Here is a 16,105-nt window from a genome sequence, read left to right on the forward strand (position 1 = left end):
AGAAATCAAAAACCACATATATTACATCCCTTCAGCTATACTTTGCACCCGTTTCTTCCCACTAGGTAAAATGGTTTGATATAAACACGTAACAAAAAATAATAAACCAAATAAAATAATAAACAACGTATCTGCACGAATCCATTTCGGGAACAACATCGCTATCGCACCGAGAGATAACAGCTGGAATCCTGTCGTTAATGGACTAAGTAAACTTTGAACACGTCCCATGAATGATTCTTCTACAATTTCATACATCCAGCCCATAATTGCAACATTAATAAACGGTAAAAAGAAAGTCGCAAAAGCGATACATACATAAAAAGACCATACGTGGTTTACAAAGTAACACATACCAAAAAAGACCCCTGATCCTGCCATACCAAAGACAATAATAGGCTTGGGTGCATATTTCTTCCCTACACTTGTTGCTACTATACTTCCAATTAGTAATGAAATCCCTCCAACTACACCGCCCACCATCGCTAAACTTTCATACGTTGCTGGTGCTAATTTATATTTTAATATGTAAGTTGTGGATACGCTTAAAATACCATTTAATAGTCCAAATACGATAAATCCTAAAAGTAATTTTTTTAAAGTGTCATTTTGATATATATACTTGATCCCTTCTTGAAATTCTGTTATTAACATTTTCAAATTAACTTCTTTCCATTTTGTTCTACCGTTTGGCAAACGCACTTTTTCTGGAATGGAGATCGTTTGAATCAAAATACCACTCATAATAAAAGTGAGCGTATTTACTAAAATACTACCGTATATTCCAAAAGTCCAGTACACCATCGTTGCAATTCCTACACCAAACAAGGCATACAAACTATTCACCATTTGATTCATGCCCGCTGCTGCACCGTATTGGTCTGATTCAACTACTCCCTGTATCATCGACTGTTCTGATGGAGAGAAAAATTGTATACATGCATTTTCCAAAAATAAAAATATAAAGACGAGTATAATCATCCCGTAATAAAGCGAAATTAGAATTCCGATATTACAGAGCGAACAACATATGTTACTTACCGTGCATATACGCTGTCTATCAAAACGATCCACTACTGTCCCTACTAATAGAAAAAAGATTAATGCAGGTAATGCCATCATAATTTGTGTCATCGTTGCGTAAACTGGTTGTTTTCCGTATTGATCTAGCAAATAAAACATTAAAGAAACTCCAGCAATCATAGAACCGAGTCGCTCTAAAATATTTGCTAGAAAAAAACGTGTATACACTTTGTTACGAAATAACTGTAGCATTTCTTTCATACTTAATATCCTTTCTCTCGACAAAATTTTATTAATCTAGTCATTTATTGGAAGTTATATTATATTTTTCGACTATTATCCAATCTTTTCCTTCTATATAGAGAACATTATAAAAAGACTCTTTTATAAAAGAGTCCTTTTATTTCACTTCGCTTCACGTAATGATATGTAGCTAAAACCTTTTACGTCTCGCTAACTATTTTAATTTTCTAAAGTTCGGATACACTTTATTTATTTTACGAATGTATCGCACATCCACTTGTAAAATTTTTCTTTCTCTTCAAATTGTGGATAATGAGCTGATTTCTCAAAAGTAATAAATTCTTTTTGATCTGCTTCAATCGTATCAAAATATGTTTTTGCTGCATGAAATGAAGTGTTATAGTCGTATTTCCCCATAAGGAAATACAGCGGTAATTTCATTTTAGTCACCTTAGTAGGCAATGGATTCTTTAAATCCTTTTCTAATAAGACCGTTTGAGAATATGATAATCCGACGTTATAACGAATTACGTCTAACAAGTTATATTCATTACTGAGTAACATTCCAATGTTATCACCATCTGGATTTTCAATGCCTCTTGATGTTCCACCATATTTCGCAACATAATTTCTCGGAGTGTATGTATCACCATTTTTAATTTTTTCAGTCAACCCATTTAAATAGGAAACCTCATCTGTATTTCCAGCATTTTGTGCCTGTTCAATCACATAGTTTAAACTATCCATTTCACTTTCTACTGTATCACTCATCTGCCCTATGCCAACATATGCTTCATATTTTTCAGGAGCTTTATTGGCAGCTTGCATTCCAATATATGTACCGTAAGAATGACTAACCAATATTACTTTTTCTTTACCAAGACGTTTTAAAACATAATCTGTCATAGCTAATACATCTTCTACAAGAAGATCTGATGTAAGATTCGAATAGTCTTCAAAGAAATGATACGACTTCCCGCTCGCTCTTTGATCGTAATTAACAACTGTGAATTTCTCTTCCAATAAGTCTTGGTATTTTTGAGCATATGGTATTTCTGAAGTACCTGGTCCACCATGTACAAAAATAATAACTGGATTGTTCCTATCTTTGCCGCGTATCATAATTTCATGACCACTTTCATTTATCTCTACTTGCTCTAATGTACTTATACTATTCTTCCCTTTTATTTGTGAGGTCCATGTAGGAAATATTAGTGCTACGATTAATAATAGTATAGAAATGCCTCCAATAAGTTTTATTAATTTTATTATCTTCTTCATACGTAGTTTCCTTTCTTTTAAATTTATAAAAACATCAATTTAATTCTGTAAAACTCCCTCAAAATAATATGAATATATAACAATTTCTCTCTCCAATTTCATCTTGCTCTTTTGCATACACTTAATATCCCATACACTTCTTAACTTTCCACTATATAAACTCTTAATATTTCCTTAATTTTCAATATATTTTTTTGTAGCAAGACTCGATCACAATGTATTACAAATATAGAAAAGAGCCCTTGTTTTCTAAACAAGGACTCTTTTCTAAAACTATTTCGCTACTTCTTCTTTCGGCATAACCATACCTTTATAAAGTTGGACAGTTATCCAGTAATAGATGAAATAAATGACTAAGAAAATCCCGATTGGCACCCATACTTTTACAAACGGGTCAACTAATATAAAGCTAAATAAGTTAAGCCCTACTAACACGTGGGAAATTCCAATAATCGCTGGGAAGATAAATAAATATGAAATTTCTTTATAAATACTTTTCGTTAACATACTACGTCTCACACCGATTTTTCGTAACATTTCATAACGGCGTACATCACGAGAAGCACCTGTTAATATTTTGAACATAAGCGAACTTGCCATCATTGCTAAAAAGGCAATCCCTAGGAAGAATCCCATAAACATTGTTCCACTCATGAAACTGTTCATAAACTGATAAATTGTCATTTTTGTAAATAAGTCTACTTTTGTACCTATTGTTTTTTCAATTTGTTCTTTTTGTCTCTTGTCTATTTCAATTAACAACGGTTTATATTTTTTCATATCATCTACTTTTGCTAATGTTACACTATGTTCCGTTCCTTGAACTGCTTTGTAGTGTTCTTCATCAGCAATTCTTACAGGTTTTCCGTTAAATTGATTATGTGTAATTTGTATTTCTCTTACAACTGCATCTTCCCAATCTTTTGGCATACGAGGAAGCTTATTCGCTGCTTCGGGAGCTTCCAAAGCAGAATAGACAGGTTCAGTTAAAGGTTCAGCCACTCGTTTTCGAACTGGCTCTTTTAAAGTTTTTGTATCAAAGTGATCGGAAACAAGTGGTGGTTTCTCAGTTAAGTCGTTACGTAAATAATAAACCGCTTCTCCATCTACTTTATACTTATATTTGCTTTCTTCCACAATTTCCATTTCTTTCAAGGCCGCTGTATCTTGATCATTTGGATCATGAATTACGACATCATATACACGAGAAAAGTCTGTCATAATACCTACATTTTTTTGGAACGCCATACCCGCCGTCATCGCACCTGCGCCTAATGCAATTAACATCGCTACAGTACCTAATACTCTTGATAAACTATTTACTCGAAATCGTAGCTGTGCATATGTAAAACTATTTAAACCCGTTTCATTTCGTTTTTTATTCCCTTTAATTTTCATCACAAAAAATGGAAGCAATGAACTAAAGATAAAATATGTTCCAAGTGTTGTAACGATTGTCGCTATTATAAAACCGATTTCAGCAAACATTTTTATATTTACCATAAAATAGTATCCTGTACTTACTAGCAATATACCGAGTACTGTCATTATAATAATGCGAGTTTTACTTTTTTTCACTTCATCTAGTGTTTCATCTTCACGTATTAATTCTAATTCTGTTTTACGTAATAAACGGATGCTATTCATTAAACCAGTAATAAAAAATAGTATTAAGAAGAAAATAGCTGTAACTAAGATTGCTGGTGTATATACAGATGAGTAACTACCTTTTGCTGAAATCTCCATGCCATTCATTAAAAAGTTTCCTGCTACACTTGCAAGTAACATCCCTACTAAAATCCCGATAATAATACTAACAATACCCATACCGAATGTTTCAATAAATAATAATTGCGCTACTTTTTTCTTTTTCGCACCGAGCATCATATACATACCGAGTTCTTTTCTTCTTAATGTGAGCAAGAAAGAATTGGCATATATAATATAAAATACAGTAATAAACGATAATAGAATGGCGCCTACCCAGAATACGAGTCTAATACTACTAATAAGACTATTATCCTTCGTAAATTCACTATTCATCGCCATCGTTTGAAACATGTAGAAAATACTAATACTAATAACGAGACCAATAAGTAAAACCATATAATCTTTTAACATCTTTTTCATACTATGACGTGATAATTTGAATAACATAGTCTCGCCCCCCCCTACTTAGACTCAGCAGCTGAGCCCATATGAGCGAGCACACCTAAAATATCTTGATAGAAATTTTCTCGCGTTCCTTGACGCATTAACTCTTTATATAGAAGGCCATCTTGAATAAATAAAATACGTTCACAATAACTCGCACTAAACGCATCGTGCGTTACCATTAAAATACTTACATTGTGATTTTCATGTAAATCTTGCATCGCTTCTAATAAGCTTTTTGCATTTTTACTATCAAGCGCTCCTGTCGGTTCATCTGCTAATACGATTGCTGGATTATGTACTAAAGCTCGAGCTGCCGCTGTTCTTTGCTTTTGTCCACCAGAAACAGCCGTTGGATATTTTGTTAAAATTTCAGTAATCCCTAACTTCTTCGCAACCTCATTTACCTTTCCAGTAATCTCACTTGAAGGTACGCCTTGCAAAGAAAGTGGTAAAGCGATATTTTCATAAATTGATAAGTTTTCTAGTAAGTTAAAATCTTGAAAAATGAACCCTAATTTTTGAGATCGAAAATCTGATAAAGCATTCCCCTTCATTGAGGTAATATTTGTGCCAGCTATTGTCACACTACCACCTGTCGCTTGATCCAGTGTACTAATCACATTAAGTAGTGTCGTTTTTCCAGACCCAGAAGGACCCATAATCCCGACGAATTCCCCTTCCTTAATATTTAATGATACGCCCCTTAACGCTTTTGACTGATTCTCATTTCTTTTCCCATACGTTTTTTCTACACTTTCTACAGTAACTACATTCATTGACATCTCTTTCACTCCATCCCTTTTGTATAAAATAAATTTCTCACATATTTCTTATCTTTTTCTCATGTAAATCCTTAAGAATTTTTTAATTTTTCAATCATTAAGAGTTACACGAGTTATCTAAACCTTTTTCCTATTTCATATTCTCACTTTTCTAAAACTCGTTCCTTCGATTTCGCTTACATTTACCTTACATTTTTGTAAGGTAAAAAAGAAAACACACCATTTTGAAGTGGTGTGTTTTCTTTTCAAACTCTATTTCCGATTATTTATTTCCTCTTTCATACTTTCCACAAATACACCTAATTCAATAACTTCTGATTTTTCTTCCCCATATTTACGTACATTTACAGCTCCGTTCTCCATTTCCTTATCCCCAATAACAAGAACATAAGGAACTTTTTGCATTTGTGCTTCTCTTATTTTATATCCTAATTTTTCTTCTCGCATATCTCGTTCTACACGAACACCAGCTTGTGCTAATTTATCTGCAACTTCATCTGCATATTGTACATGAACTGCATTTGAAACAGGAATGACTTTTACTTGAACTGGTGCTACCCATGCCGGGAATGCACCTCCAAAATGCTCAATTAATATAGCTAAGAAACGATCTAAAGATCCTAATACTGCCCGGTGAATAACAACTGGTCTTTTCTTTTCATTCTTCTCATCTATATAATTTAAATCAAACTTCTCTGGCATTTGGAAATCTAGCTGGATTGTTCCGCACTGATGACTTCTATTTAAAGCGTCTTTAATATGAAAATCGATTTTCGGTCCGTAAAATGCACCGTCACCTTCATTTAGTCTATATTTATAATTCAATGAATGTAATACATTTGCTAATGACGCCTCTGCTTGCTCCCATAACTTATCATCACCCATTGAATCTTCTGGACGAGTAGAAAGCTCTACTTCATATTCAAATCCGAAAGTTTTATAAACGTAATCGATTTGCGCCATTACGGATTTAATTTCATCTTCAATTTGTTCTGGAGTTACAAATAAATGAGCATCATCTTGGCAGAAAGTACGTACTCTTAATAATCCGTTTAATGCCCCGCTAAATTCGTGTCGGTGTACTTGACCGAACTCACACATACGAATCGGTAATTCACGATAAGAATGTAATTTATTTTTGAACATTAGCATATGTCCTGGACAGTTCATCGGTTTTAATGCGAAGCTTTTATTGTCTACCTCTGAGAAATACATGTTATCCTTGTAATGTCCCCAGTGTCCTGATTTCTCCCATAATTCTTGGTTCATCATAAACGGAGTACGTACTTCTTGATACTTATACTCTTTTTGAATTTCTCTTAAAAATGCTTCTAATTCATTTCGGATAATCTGGCCTTTCGGTAAATAAAATGGCATTCCCGGAGCCTCTTCTGAAAACATAAATAACTCTAGCTCACTACCTAACTTACGATGATTTCTCTTTGCGGCTTCTTCAACGAAATGTAAATACTCTTCTAATTCTTTTTGGGAAGAGAATGCAACGCCATATATACGCTGAAGCACTTGATTGTTACTATCCCCCCGCCAATATGCACCTGAAACGTGAGTTAATTGGAATGCTTTCAAATATCCTGTTGACGGTAAATGCGGTCCTCTACATAAATCTACAAATTCACCTTGTTTATATAGTGTTACACTTTCCCCACTAGGAATCGCTTCTAACAATTCTAATTTCAGGTGATCATTCATTTCTTGAAACAGTTTTGCTGCTTCTTCTCGAGAAACCTCAACTCGCTCTATTTTTACATTTTCATTTATAATCTTTTTCATTTCTTTTTCGATCTTCGGTAAATCTTCTACGTTCACACTACTCGGAAGGTCCATATCATAATAAAATCCATTTTCAATAACCGGTCCTACACCAAGGTTTACATTGCCATACATTCTCTTTACAGCTTGCGCTAAAATATGTGCCGCAGAGTGTCTTGCAATTTCTACCCCTTCATTTGAATCTATAGTAACGATTTCTACTTCCGCATTTTCTTCAATATTTCGGCGTAAATCATATAACTGATTATTTACTTTCCCCGCTACTGCTTTCTTTTTCAAACTACTGCTAATGGATCCAGCAATTTCTTCTAAAGTAATTCCTTTTGCAAATTCTTTAACACTACCATCTGGAAATTTAATTTCAATCATTTGTTCTTTCATTTTTCATCTCTCCATTTCATAATAAAAAGCACACTCATCCCTAAAATAGGGACGAGTGTGCTTATACCCGTGGTTCCACCCAGATTCCCATTGTAAACATACAATGGCTTCTTTTACGGTAACGTCGTTTACACGGCACTAGATACTTAATTTCCCCAGTGCAGCTCTAAGGTGGTAAGTTATTTTTCTGCGTTAGGAAGTTCTCAGCTTTCCTTCCTTCTCTGTATAACCGGGTAAAATAACTCGTGTCCTTTTCTTCGCTTATTATGAAATTGAATGCAAAAAAGCATATTCATCCCTAAAAATTAGGGACGAATATGCTTATATTCGTGGTTCCACCCAGATTCCCATCACAAAAAACATAATGGCTTCTTTTGCGATAACGTCGCTTACACGGCACTAGATACTTAATTTCCCTAGTGCAGCTCTAAGGTGGTAAGTTATTTTTCTGCGTTAGGAAGTTCTCAGCTTTCCTTCCCTCTCTGTATAACCGGGTAAAATAACTCGTGTCCTTTTCTTTGCTTTTATGAGTACATCCATTAATTGTTATTTACTATATCCTATTCATTTTATTATTGCAAGTGTTTAAAAAAGTTTTTTTATTTAATAAAAAAAGAAACCAAAAATAGATTCTTGGTTTCCCCTTCTCAATTTTACCAATCTTGTGGTTCGTAATTTAAGTCTGAAAATAGACGTCGTTTCTCTTTCTTCGATAAATCTCTCCACTGTCCAACAGGTAAATTATTCAATTCAATATTCATAATTCTCGTACGTTTTAACGTGTATACTTGATAACCTAAAGCCTCACACATACGACGAATTTGGCGATTTAGCCCTTGGGTTAAAATAATGTTGAACTCATATTTTGATAACTGTGTGATCTCACAAGGAAGTGTTTTCGTTCCTAAAATCTTCACACCAGCTGCCATTTTTTCTAAGAAATCAGGTGTAATTGGCTTATCTACTGAAACGATATATTCTTTCTCATGTTTGTTTTCAGCACGTAAAATTTCATTAACGATATCACCATCATTCGTTAACAAAATTAAACCGTCTGAGTCTTTATCAAGACGTCCAATATGACTAATTCGTAAAGGATGGTTCACTAAATCGATAATGTTACCTTTTACAGCTTTTTCACTCGTACATGTAATACCTACTGGTTTATTTAAAGCAATATATACGTGATCTCGAGCAATACGAAGTTGCTCTCCATTTACGCGCACATCATCACCTGGATTGACTTGGTCACCAATTTTTGCAACCTTACCGTTAATAATTACTCTTCTCTCATTAATTAATTTATCTGCTCCACGTCGAGACGCTTTTCCAGCTTCACTAATAAATTTATTGATACGCAAATTAGGCACATCCTTTTCTAAACAAAATTTCAAGCTCACACTGCTTCTACCGTACAATACAAAAGGGTAAGCCTTCTATTATAACTTAAATATATTAACATGAAAGGGTATATAACGTCTTCTATTAATTACTCGTTTATAAGAAAATATCTTTATTATACATTCATTTATGCACGTTTTGTACACTTAATATACAAGCCACTCTTCCTTACATATAGCTTGTTTACCTCTTATATCTTCTAAGTCATCATGAATATTAGCTAGTTTATACAACTCAGGGAAAATCTCTTCTACATAATTTCGATGTGCCATTTCATCTTTCCAATAAGTTAACACTATGTAACGATTTTCAGTTTTTAAAGACTTCCCAACAAATCCAGCTAACATCCCTTTTACTTTTTCCATTCCTGTATTCCAAATTGTTTCTTGTTTATGTAAAAAATACTTTTCCTTTCCAACCTTTACATCACATATAGCAACTCTTACAAATGACCCATCTGTAACAACGTCTTTCAAAGACATATCAGTTATATCATACAACGTTTGAAACAATTCAATTTCACATGAAAGAAACGTATCCTCTTGATTACTATTTACATAAATGGTATCGTGAGCACCATTCATAAATGATTGATATGCACCTCGATCTTCCCATAAAGTAAATACACATGCCTCATCTTTATTCCATCCACCAAATTGTCCATGAAATCCATCTAGGTGCTGTATATCACGCCATTTTTCTTGTGCGATTGAAAATAACTCTTTTTTCTCTTCTTCCACTTTACAGTAGATTATTTTTAGTAACATTTTTAATTCCCCCCTTAGGATATAATTTATCTTCCACCTACAATCTTTAGTTTACATAATAATTTTATGTTCCCTTCAATACTCCTTATCCACATACAGAACGAATCCTATTTATCACTACATCTATCAAACCATCTATTTGATTTTATTTCAAATAATTCAGAATCAAAAGAAAAGATGTAACCCGTAACGAATTACACCTTTTTCTTATCTCCCTTATTCATCTTTTGCTCAAATATAGAATACGTAATTTCTCCTGGATAATGTAATACAGTTACCTTCCTCTCCCCTTTTTTAAAACTAACAGTATGCCCGTTTTCCCCTAAGTTCTCCCATCCACTTGCCTTTGTAATAGGCATTACACTTATATATTTATAATCCTCTTCCTTATCATCGTTAATATGGATTGCTGACATTGGCACTGGAAAATCTTCAATTTTAGATTCTTTGTCTAAATATATAAGTGTAAATAAACCAACTAATAACACAGCCGTTGAAATATTTGAAACTAGTTTTCTTCTATTCATTTTCACTAAAAACCCTCTCTTCTCACATATAACTTTCATCATTTTACTAATATTAATTATTTATGTATAGAAAAAATATAATTAAAATCAATTCCAGACTATTTTCTCTACCATTAACAATATAATTATTATATATTAAAATTAAAAGATTTTTTGGAGGTATTACCCGTTGAAGAAATTATTTTTTAATAAATGGACAATAGCTATTTCTATTTTTATTATTACCTGTACGATTTTCTACGCAACTAAAGATAAAAATAATAACGCAAAAACTACCGTAGAAACAGTTGATACAAAAAGTTTTAAAACTAAATTACAACCAAAAATTGATGAATTAACAACAAATTATAATGACATCATCGAAAAAGATTGGTTGCCTGCCTGGGAAGAGATTAACACGAACGCAGATTCAGTAGACAGAGATAAACTATTAGTCACAATGACTGCTATTTCCAAGCAATACGAAAAAATTATAAACGAAATAGATACTTTGAAAATTAATGAAAATATATCGGAAGTACAAATACAAGAACAACTAGTTTATTTCACAACTGAATTTAAGACTGCTTCTAAATTTATGAAAAATGCAGCAGATTTAATCATAGACGGAGCAAATAACTCTACTCCATCAAATGAAACAATTGAAAATACTAAACATGCTTTAGGACTTGCGGATCAACATATTGTTCTCGCTTTATCTACGTTAAATGAAGTTGAAGTTAAGTTAAGACTTGCAAAAAAATAAAACTGTTTACTATTTTAAAATAAAAAAAGATTGCAATTCACATTTTGTCTGTCTATAATATTTTTATTGATTTACAATCAATGTTTTTATAAATTTTATAATTCGGATGAACCATTCAGGAGAAGGTCTATTGATCTACCGACGGGGCAAAAAGTTGCTGAACCAACTTTGAAACTCTCAGGTCTTGGTTACAAGTAGAACTGCATGGGGACGAATCTCTGGAGAGACTCCCTCTCGCTTTATATAGCGCGGAGGAAAACGAGCACCGAAGGAGCAAATCCGCTACTATAGCGGATAATCTCTCAGGTAAAAGGACAGAGACAAGCGAAAGAAAAAGCCGATTTGTATCGGTTTATTTTTCTATCCCTTGTTTCTCCAGAGACCATTTCATTTACTTGAAGTGGTTTTTATTTTTTCTAAAAAAGGAGAATACAGATGGAGACAGTAAGTACAGTATTAGAACAAATCAATCACTATGTGTGGGGATTACCAACGTTGTTGTTACTCGTTGGTACTGGTATCATTCTCACAGTGCGTTTAAAGGGTTTACAGTTTAGTAAACTATTATACGCACACAAACTAGCATTTAAAAAATCAGAAGATACATCTTCATCTGGAGATATTAGCCACTTCCAAGCACTTATGACAGCTATGGCGGCAACGATTGGTATGGGAAATATAGCCGGTGTTGCAACTGCTGTGACAATCGGTGGACCAGGTGCAATCTTTTGGATGTGGATTACTGCTTTGTTCGGTATGGCAACAAAATATGCCGAAGCAATTCTTGCGGTGAAATACCGTGTTAGCAATGGAAATGGTGAATATTCAGGTGGACCAATGTATTATTTAGAACGTGGTTTAGGTAAGAAATGGCTTGCCGTTTTATTTGCTATATTCGGTACAACTGCTTCTTTCGGTATCGGTAATATGGTGCAGTCTAACTCAGTAGCAGAGGCAATGCGAATTAATTTCTCTTTCCCTCCTTCTTTAACTGGTATATTCATGTCCTTTTTAATTGCTATTGTTATTTTAGGCGGTGTTAAAAAAATCGGGAAAGTAACAGGATATATCGTTCCTATTAAAGCTTTCTTTTATATCATTGCTGGTCTTATTATTATTTTCTATCACTACGATCAAATTCCAGAAGCATTCTCACTTATTTTTTCTGGTGCGTTTAATGGTACTGCAGCTGCTGGTGGTTTTATCGGTGCAACAGTTGCATCAGCTATTCAAATCGGAATGGCGCGCGGTGTATTTGCAAACGAAGCTGGTTTAGGTAGTGCGCCAATTGCCGCGGCTGCTGCAAAAACAGATTCACCTGCAAAGCAAGCTTTAGTTTCTATGACTGGTACTTTTCTAGATACGTTTATTGTATGTACCATTACAGGGCTAGTATTAATTACTACAGGTGCATGGAAGTCTGGTAAAACTGGCGTTGAAGCTACCACACTTGCGTTCCAATCTGTATTTGGCACTGCTGGTAGTATGATTCTCGGTATCGCGATTATATTATTCGCCTACTCTACTATTTTAGGCTGGTCGTATTACGGTGAAAAATGCGTGGCTTATTTATTTGGAGAAGGCGCTGTGAAATATTATAAAGCAATCTTTATCGTCATGATTGCTATTGGTGCGAATTTAAAATTAGGCATCGTATGGACATTTGCTGATATTGCAAATGGACTTATGGCGATTCCAAACTTAATTGGCCTGATTGGGTTAAGTGGTATTGTTGTAGCTGAAACGAATCGCTTTTTACAAGCAGAGAAATTGAAAGAAAGTCATAAAAAGCAGGCAGGTTAATCATAAAAAAAAGAATGGCTTATCAATAATAAGCCATTCTTTTTTTACCTATTTCACTTCCTTCTGCACCATATGTAAATACAGCACAAAATCCGTCATTGTCGATGAATGACCAAGTTGACGAATCATTGCTGTTATATTTCCTCTATGATATGTCCCATGATTTACGACATGTTGTACTAACTCTAAAATTGAAGTTTCTAATTTCCCTGCATACGGATTCTCGATAACAAACACAGCATTCGCGTCTTGTATAGTAATTAAAAAGTCTTTATATTGATTTGCCATGTTTTCAAACATTTTTTCTAATTCATGTAACGATTTAGTTTCAATTTGTTTTCGTAAATTTTCTCGGTCTTGTATTGCTTCATTCATACTTTTACCATGTAATATGTGTAACCACACTTGATCTGTAATATAAATATGTGCAAAAGTATCCTTAATTGATGGGAATACACTCTGTATCTGTTCAGTAAAAATCGTCTCATAGTTTGGTAATTCTTTTAGTCGCTCGAATAATCGTATATTAGCCCAAGCATGGTAATCCACCTGTTTTAACATGTACTCTTTCAATGGAAATCGCCTCCTTATTGTATGAACCGAATGGTTTGTTTCTTCATTTCTGATTCTCTATCGGTCTTTGCAATTCCTTTTTCTTCAATTTCTTGTTTATTTATAGTTTTATATTTTACATACGTATGAAATTCCGTTTGAAATGGAAACGGTGTGATCCGAATTGTTTCCTCGTCCACCCACTCCGCTTGAACAGTTTTCTCCTCCTTACTATTAAACATTTCTGTTCCTTCAAAACCATCTTTAAACAAATCAATTTCATCTTTCTTTTCTACACCAGGTTTATTCATACATACATATAAAGAAAGTTCATCGCAAAACTTTAATAATCTATAATGTTTATCGAACATCGCAAATTGTTCATTTGTTAACGTTTTCAAAATTCTTTTTTGTCGTTCCAATTCATGTTTATAAAAAGACATCATCTCTTCATCTTCCTCATTTAATGGAAATGATAAAAAATGTTTACTACAAAGTAATGCTCCGTATGGATTTGAATCTTCAATTTCATTCAAACCAATCGTATAAAATACAAAGCGTAACGAGCTAGGACAGTCCATAAATGTATACGGGATATTTTTAGCATCATTCAAAATTGGTACTTTATCAAGTTCTATCCATCCTCTATCATGCTCATATATTGCATCAATAGTCTCTTTTAAGTATGCGTTAACTTCAAAAAAATCTTTTTTTATATGCTTCGCAATTTCTCCAGCTAAAAAACCATGATCATGTTGACGAATTAATATACTTTCTTTCTCATCCTTTTCACGAAAAATCATCCGTATACTCCCCCTCATCCTCATGTTACAGTGTTTTCTATACATCAATTCTTAATTAATCCCTAATTATTAGCAGGGATTCAGTTTCTTGCAACGAAATTAACATAACTATATAGCATTCTTTCTAACAATATAAATAGCTTTCTCTATACTATCCATTATACTAAAACATTCATTCTAAAAAACTTTTTATGAGGTGAAAACATGAATAAAACAGAATTAGTTAAAAACGTGGCACAATCCGCTGATATTTCTCAAAAGGAAGCTTCTGCAGCGGTACAATCTGTTTTTGACACAATTGCTACTGCATTACAATCTGGCGATAAAGTTCAATTGATTGGCTTTGGAACTTTTGAAGTACGCGAAAGATCTGCTCGTACAGGACGTAACCCACAAACTGGCGAAGAAATTCAAATCGCTGCTGGTAAAGTGCCAGCATTTAAAGCGGGTAAAGAATTAAAAGAAGCTGTGAAATAAACAAGAAACCAGCCTATAAAATGGCTGGTTTTTGTTTTTTTATTAAAGCAGATTTTTTATATTCTCTGCATGATACACTTCACAAATATAAAAAATACATTTACAATTACTTACAATTTGATATTTTCTAGTTGGATACACATTCGCCCTAACAGAGCATCCATCAAACAATTCAATAATATTCCCAGATGGCTGATATCCTTCGTATAATACATTTCTTCTTACTTCCATCTTTTCTATAAGTTTTTCAACTGGAATGTTTCCACTCTCTAATTCACAATTAAGTGTATTTGGTAAAAACGAAGTGTCCGCAAAAATAAGATTTTCAGATAACACTTTTCCTTTATAACTAACTTGAGATACACGGTAAAGAAATGTTCCATTTTTATCAAAGAAATTCTTTGCTTCTTTCGGGATGTACTGTCTATCAAGTACCTCTTGTTCGAGAACATCGAACTGAACTGTATCATTCAAAAGCTTTTCTAAAGCATGAATAGATGATGTATCTCCAGAAAATAAAATATCTTTAATTGCTTGTACATTATAAGTGAATTCATTTTTTCTATTTTCCGCTACTAACATGAGGAACACCTCTTCTATAAAATATTTTATTAAACTTATTTATAATTTAAAAGCGCTACTGCATCTAACTGTGTGATTTCAGTTACTTCATTACTAAACATTGCAATGGAAGCCATATAATCTATACTTGGCTTTATATCTTCCATCCTTGTATTTTCTACTAATTCTTGTCTATCCTTAAAAACTAACAAATTTGGAGGATCATTAGGAGCTGATACAGTAATCTCTACTGGTGGAATCATTAGTCCTTCACCTGTCGCTTTTAACACTGCTTCTTTTCGAGTCCAATATGTTAAAAAACCTTCTATTTTCTGTTCATCTGGTAATTTCATAACTTGCGCGATTTCAAAATCTGTTAATACTCCCTCTGCCATTTTCATAACATCTACATTTGGATTCATTTGTTCAACATCCACTCCTACAGATGCAGACTTTGTAAATGCAACAACAACCCACTCACCCGAATGCGAAACAGATAACTGCGGCATTCCTTCTGGTAATTGTGGTCTGCCATGTTGTAACTTACATACTGGGCACATTCGATCAATTGGTACTTGAACTGGCGACATAGAAAGTATTTGCCCAAGAACTAACCTACTAATTACACAACCTATTATAAAACGTGCACGATCTGCCGAATGATGATATGAATTTGCTTTCTCTCGTTCTACATCATTTAGCAAATTGTAATGCCATGATTGTAAATCGGAAATTCTTGCCCACCATATTTGACAATCATTCTCACTAAGAGTTGGTACAGAATCTACAACTTTACTCTCTATCATGTAAA

The 16,105-nt window shown here is 33.6% G+C and carries 15 protein-coding genes, 1 riboswitch and 2 other annotated features; of the genes, 3 read left to right on the top strand and 12 right to left on the bottom strand.

Annotated features, from left to right (window positions below):
• Positions 1-21 precede the first annotated feature (21 nt).
• The 8 genes from FOT98_RS14520 to FOT98_RS14555 form a co-directional block, all read right to left on the bottom strand.
• Positions 22-1,293, bottom strand: coding sequence for an MFS transporter (locus FOT98_RS14520; RefSeq protein ID WP_260851015.1), 1,272 nt, complete (start codon positions 1,291-1,293; stop codon positions 22-24).
• 222 nt (positions 1,294-1,515) lie between these two features.
• On the bottom strand, positions 1,516-2,547 hold the full coding sequence (locus FOT98_RS14525; RefSeq protein ID WP_063261110.1) for an alpha/beta hydrolase: 1,032 nt from the start codon (positions 2,545-2,547) through the stop codon (positions 1,516-1,518).
• Positions 2,548-2,820: 273 nt separating this feature from the next.
• On the bottom strand, positions 2,821-4,704 hold the full coding sequence (locus tag FOT98_RS14530; RefSeq protein ID WP_063261111.1) for an FtsX-like permease family protein: 1,884 nt from the start codon (positions 4,702-4,704) through the stop codon (positions 2,821-2,823).
• Positions 4,705-4,718: 14 nt separating this feature from the next.
• Positions 4,719-5,486, bottom strand: coding sequence for an ABC transporter ATP-binding protein (locus tag FOT98_RS14535; RefSeq protein ID WP_063261112.1), 768 nt, complete (start codon positions 5,484-5,486; stop codon positions 4,719-4,721).
• A 252-nt stretch (positions 5,487-5,738) separates the two neighbouring features.
• Positions 5,739-7,658 (bottom strand): threonine--tRNA ligase, encoded by a 1,920-nt coding sequence (thrS, locus tag FOT98_RS14540; protein ID WP_063261113.1) that lies wholly within the window; start codon positions 7,656-7,658, stop codon positions 5,739-5,741.
• Between the two features lie 44 nt (positions 7,659-7,702).
• Positions 7,703-7,925 (bottom strand) — a binding site (T-box leader).
• Between the two features lie 37 nt (positions 7,926-7,962).
• Positions 7,963-8,186: a binding site (T-box leader), on the bottom strand.
• Positions 8,187-8,311: 125 nt separating this feature from the next.
• The gene (locus FOT98_RS14545) at positions 8,312-9,019 is read right to left on the bottom strand and encodes a pseudouridine synthase (RefSeq protein ID WP_001222159.1); all 708 of its coding nucleotides are present in this window, start codon (positions 9,017-9,019) and stop codon (positions 8,312-8,314) included.
• A gap of 186 nt (positions 9,020-9,205) precedes the next feature.
• A complete protein-coding gene (locus FOT98_RS14550) occupies positions 9,206-9,826 on the bottom strand; it encodes a YdbC family protein (RefSeq protein WP_063261114.1) in 621 nt (206 codons plus the stop codon).
• Positions 9,827-10,020: 194 nt separating this feature from the next.
• Positions 10,021-10,395, bottom strand: coding sequence for a hypothetical protein (locus tag FOT98_RS14555; RefSeq protein WP_140384365.1), 375 nt, complete (start codon positions 10,393-10,395; stop codon positions 10,021-10,023).
• 127 nt (positions 10,396-10,522) lie between these two features.
• Here FOT98_RS14555 and FOT98_RS14560 point away from each other — a divergent pair, with 127 nt between their 5' ends.
• Both FOT98_RS14560 and FOT98_RS14565 read left to right on the top strand, forming a co-directional pair.
• Positions 10,523-11,098 (top strand): hypothetical protein, encoded by a 576-nt coding sequence (locus FOT98_RS14560; RefSeq protein WP_063261116.1) that lies wholly within the window; start codon positions 10,523-10,525, stop codon positions 11,096-11,098.
• Between the two features lie 208 nt (positions 11,099-11,306).
• Positions 11,307-11,426: riboswitch (glycine riboswitch) on the top strand.
• Positions 11,427-11,533: 107 nt separating this feature from the next.
• A complete protein-coding gene (locus tag FOT98_RS14565) occupies positions 11,534-12,901 on the top strand; it encodes an alanine/glycine:cation symporter family protein (RefSeq protein ID WP_063261117.1) in 1,368 nt (455 codons plus the stop codon).
• Between the two features lie 48 nt (positions 12,902-12,949).
• Here the strand turns inward: FOT98_RS14565 and FOT98_RS14570 are convergent, their stop codons facing one another.
• Positions 12,950-13,474, bottom strand: coding sequence for a DinB family protein (locus FOT98_RS14570; RefSeq protein ID WP_063261118.1), 525 nt, complete (start codon positions 13,472-13,474; stop codon positions 12,950-12,952).
• Positions 13,475-13,488: 14 nt separating this feature from the next.
• Complete coding sequence (locus tag FOT98_RS14575; RefSeq protein ID WP_063261119.1) at positions 13,489-14,256, bottom strand: DUF3891 family protein; 768 nt, start codon at positions 14,254-14,256, stop codon at positions 13,489-13,491.
• 204 nt (positions 14,257-14,460) lie between these two features.
• Here FOT98_RS14575 and FOT98_RS14580 point away from each other — a divergent pair, with 204 nt between their 5' ends.
• A complete protein-coding gene (locus FOT98_RS14580; RefSeq protein ID WP_001043960.1) occupies positions 14,461-14,733 on the top strand; it encodes an HU family DNA-binding protein in 273 nt (90 codons plus the stop codon).
• A 42-nt stretch (positions 14,734-14,775) separates the two neighbouring features.
• Here the strand turns inward: FOT98_RS14580 and FOT98_RS14585 are convergent, their stop codons facing one another.
• Both FOT98_RS14585 and sfp read right to left on the bottom strand, forming a co-directional pair.
• Entirely contained in the window at positions 14,776-15,315 is a 540-nt protein-coding gene (locus FOT98_RS14585; RefSeq protein WP_063261120.1) for a hypothetical protein, read from the bottom strand.
• A 35-nt stretch (positions 15,316-15,350) separates the two neighbouring features.
• Positions 15,351-16,100, bottom strand: a complete 750-nt coding sequence (gene sfp, locus FOT98_RS14590) for a 4'-phosphopantetheinyl transferase Sfp (protein ID WP_063261121.1) — start codon at positions 16,098-16,100, stop codon at positions 15,351-15,353.
• Between the last annotated feature and the right edge of the window lie 5 nt (positions 16,101-16,105).

The organism is Bacillus sp. HY001 (genome assembly GCF_007558965.1).
Taxonomy (GTDB): Bacteria; Bacillota; Bacilli; order Bacillales; family Bacillaceae_G; genus Bacillus_A; species Bacillus_A mobilis.

Coding starts and splice junctions, on each gene's coding strand:
- FOT98_RS14525 (WP_063261110.1), bottom strand. CDS start 2,547: ATGAAGAAGATAATAAAATTAATAAAACTTATTGGAGGCATTTCTATA.
- FOT98_RS14530 (WP_063261111.1), bottom strand. CDS start 4,704: ATGTTATTCAAATTATCACGTCATAGTATGAAAAAGATGTTAAAAGAT.
- FOT98_RS14535 (WP_063261112.1), bottom strand. CDS start 5,486: ATGTCAATGAATGTAGTTACTGTAGAAAGTGTAGAAAAAACGTATGGG.
- thrS (WP_063261113.1), bottom strand. CDS start 7,658: ATGAAAGAACAAATGATTGAAATTAAATTTCCAGATGGTAGTGTTAAA.
- FOT98_RS14550 (WP_063261114.1), bottom strand. CDS start 9,826: ATGTTACTAAAAATAATCTACTGTAAAGTGGAAGAAGAGAAAAAAGAG.
- FOT98_RS14555 (WP_140384365.1), bottom strand. CDS start 10,395: ATGATGAAAGTTATATGTGAGAAGAGAGGGTTTTTAGTGAAAATGAAT.
- FOT98_RS14565 (WP_063261117.1), top strand. CDS start 11,534: ATGGAGACAGTAAGTACAGTATTAGAACAAATCAATCACTATGTGTGG.
- FOT98_RS14575 (WP_063261119.1), bottom strand. CDS start 14,256: ATGATTTTTCGTGAAAAGGATGAGAAAGAAAGTATATTAATTCGTCAA.
- FOT98_RS14580 (WP_001043960.1), top strand. CDS start 14,461: ATGAATAAAACAGAATTAGTTAAAAACGTGGCACAATCCGCTGATATT.
- FOT98_RS14585 (WP_063261120.1), bottom strand. CDS start 15,315: ATGTTAGTAGCGGAAAATAGAAAAAATGAATTCACTTATAATGTACAA.
- sfp (WP_063261121.1), bottom strand. CDS start 16,100: ATGATAGAGAGTAAAGTTGTAGATTCTGTACCAACTCTTAGTGAGAAT.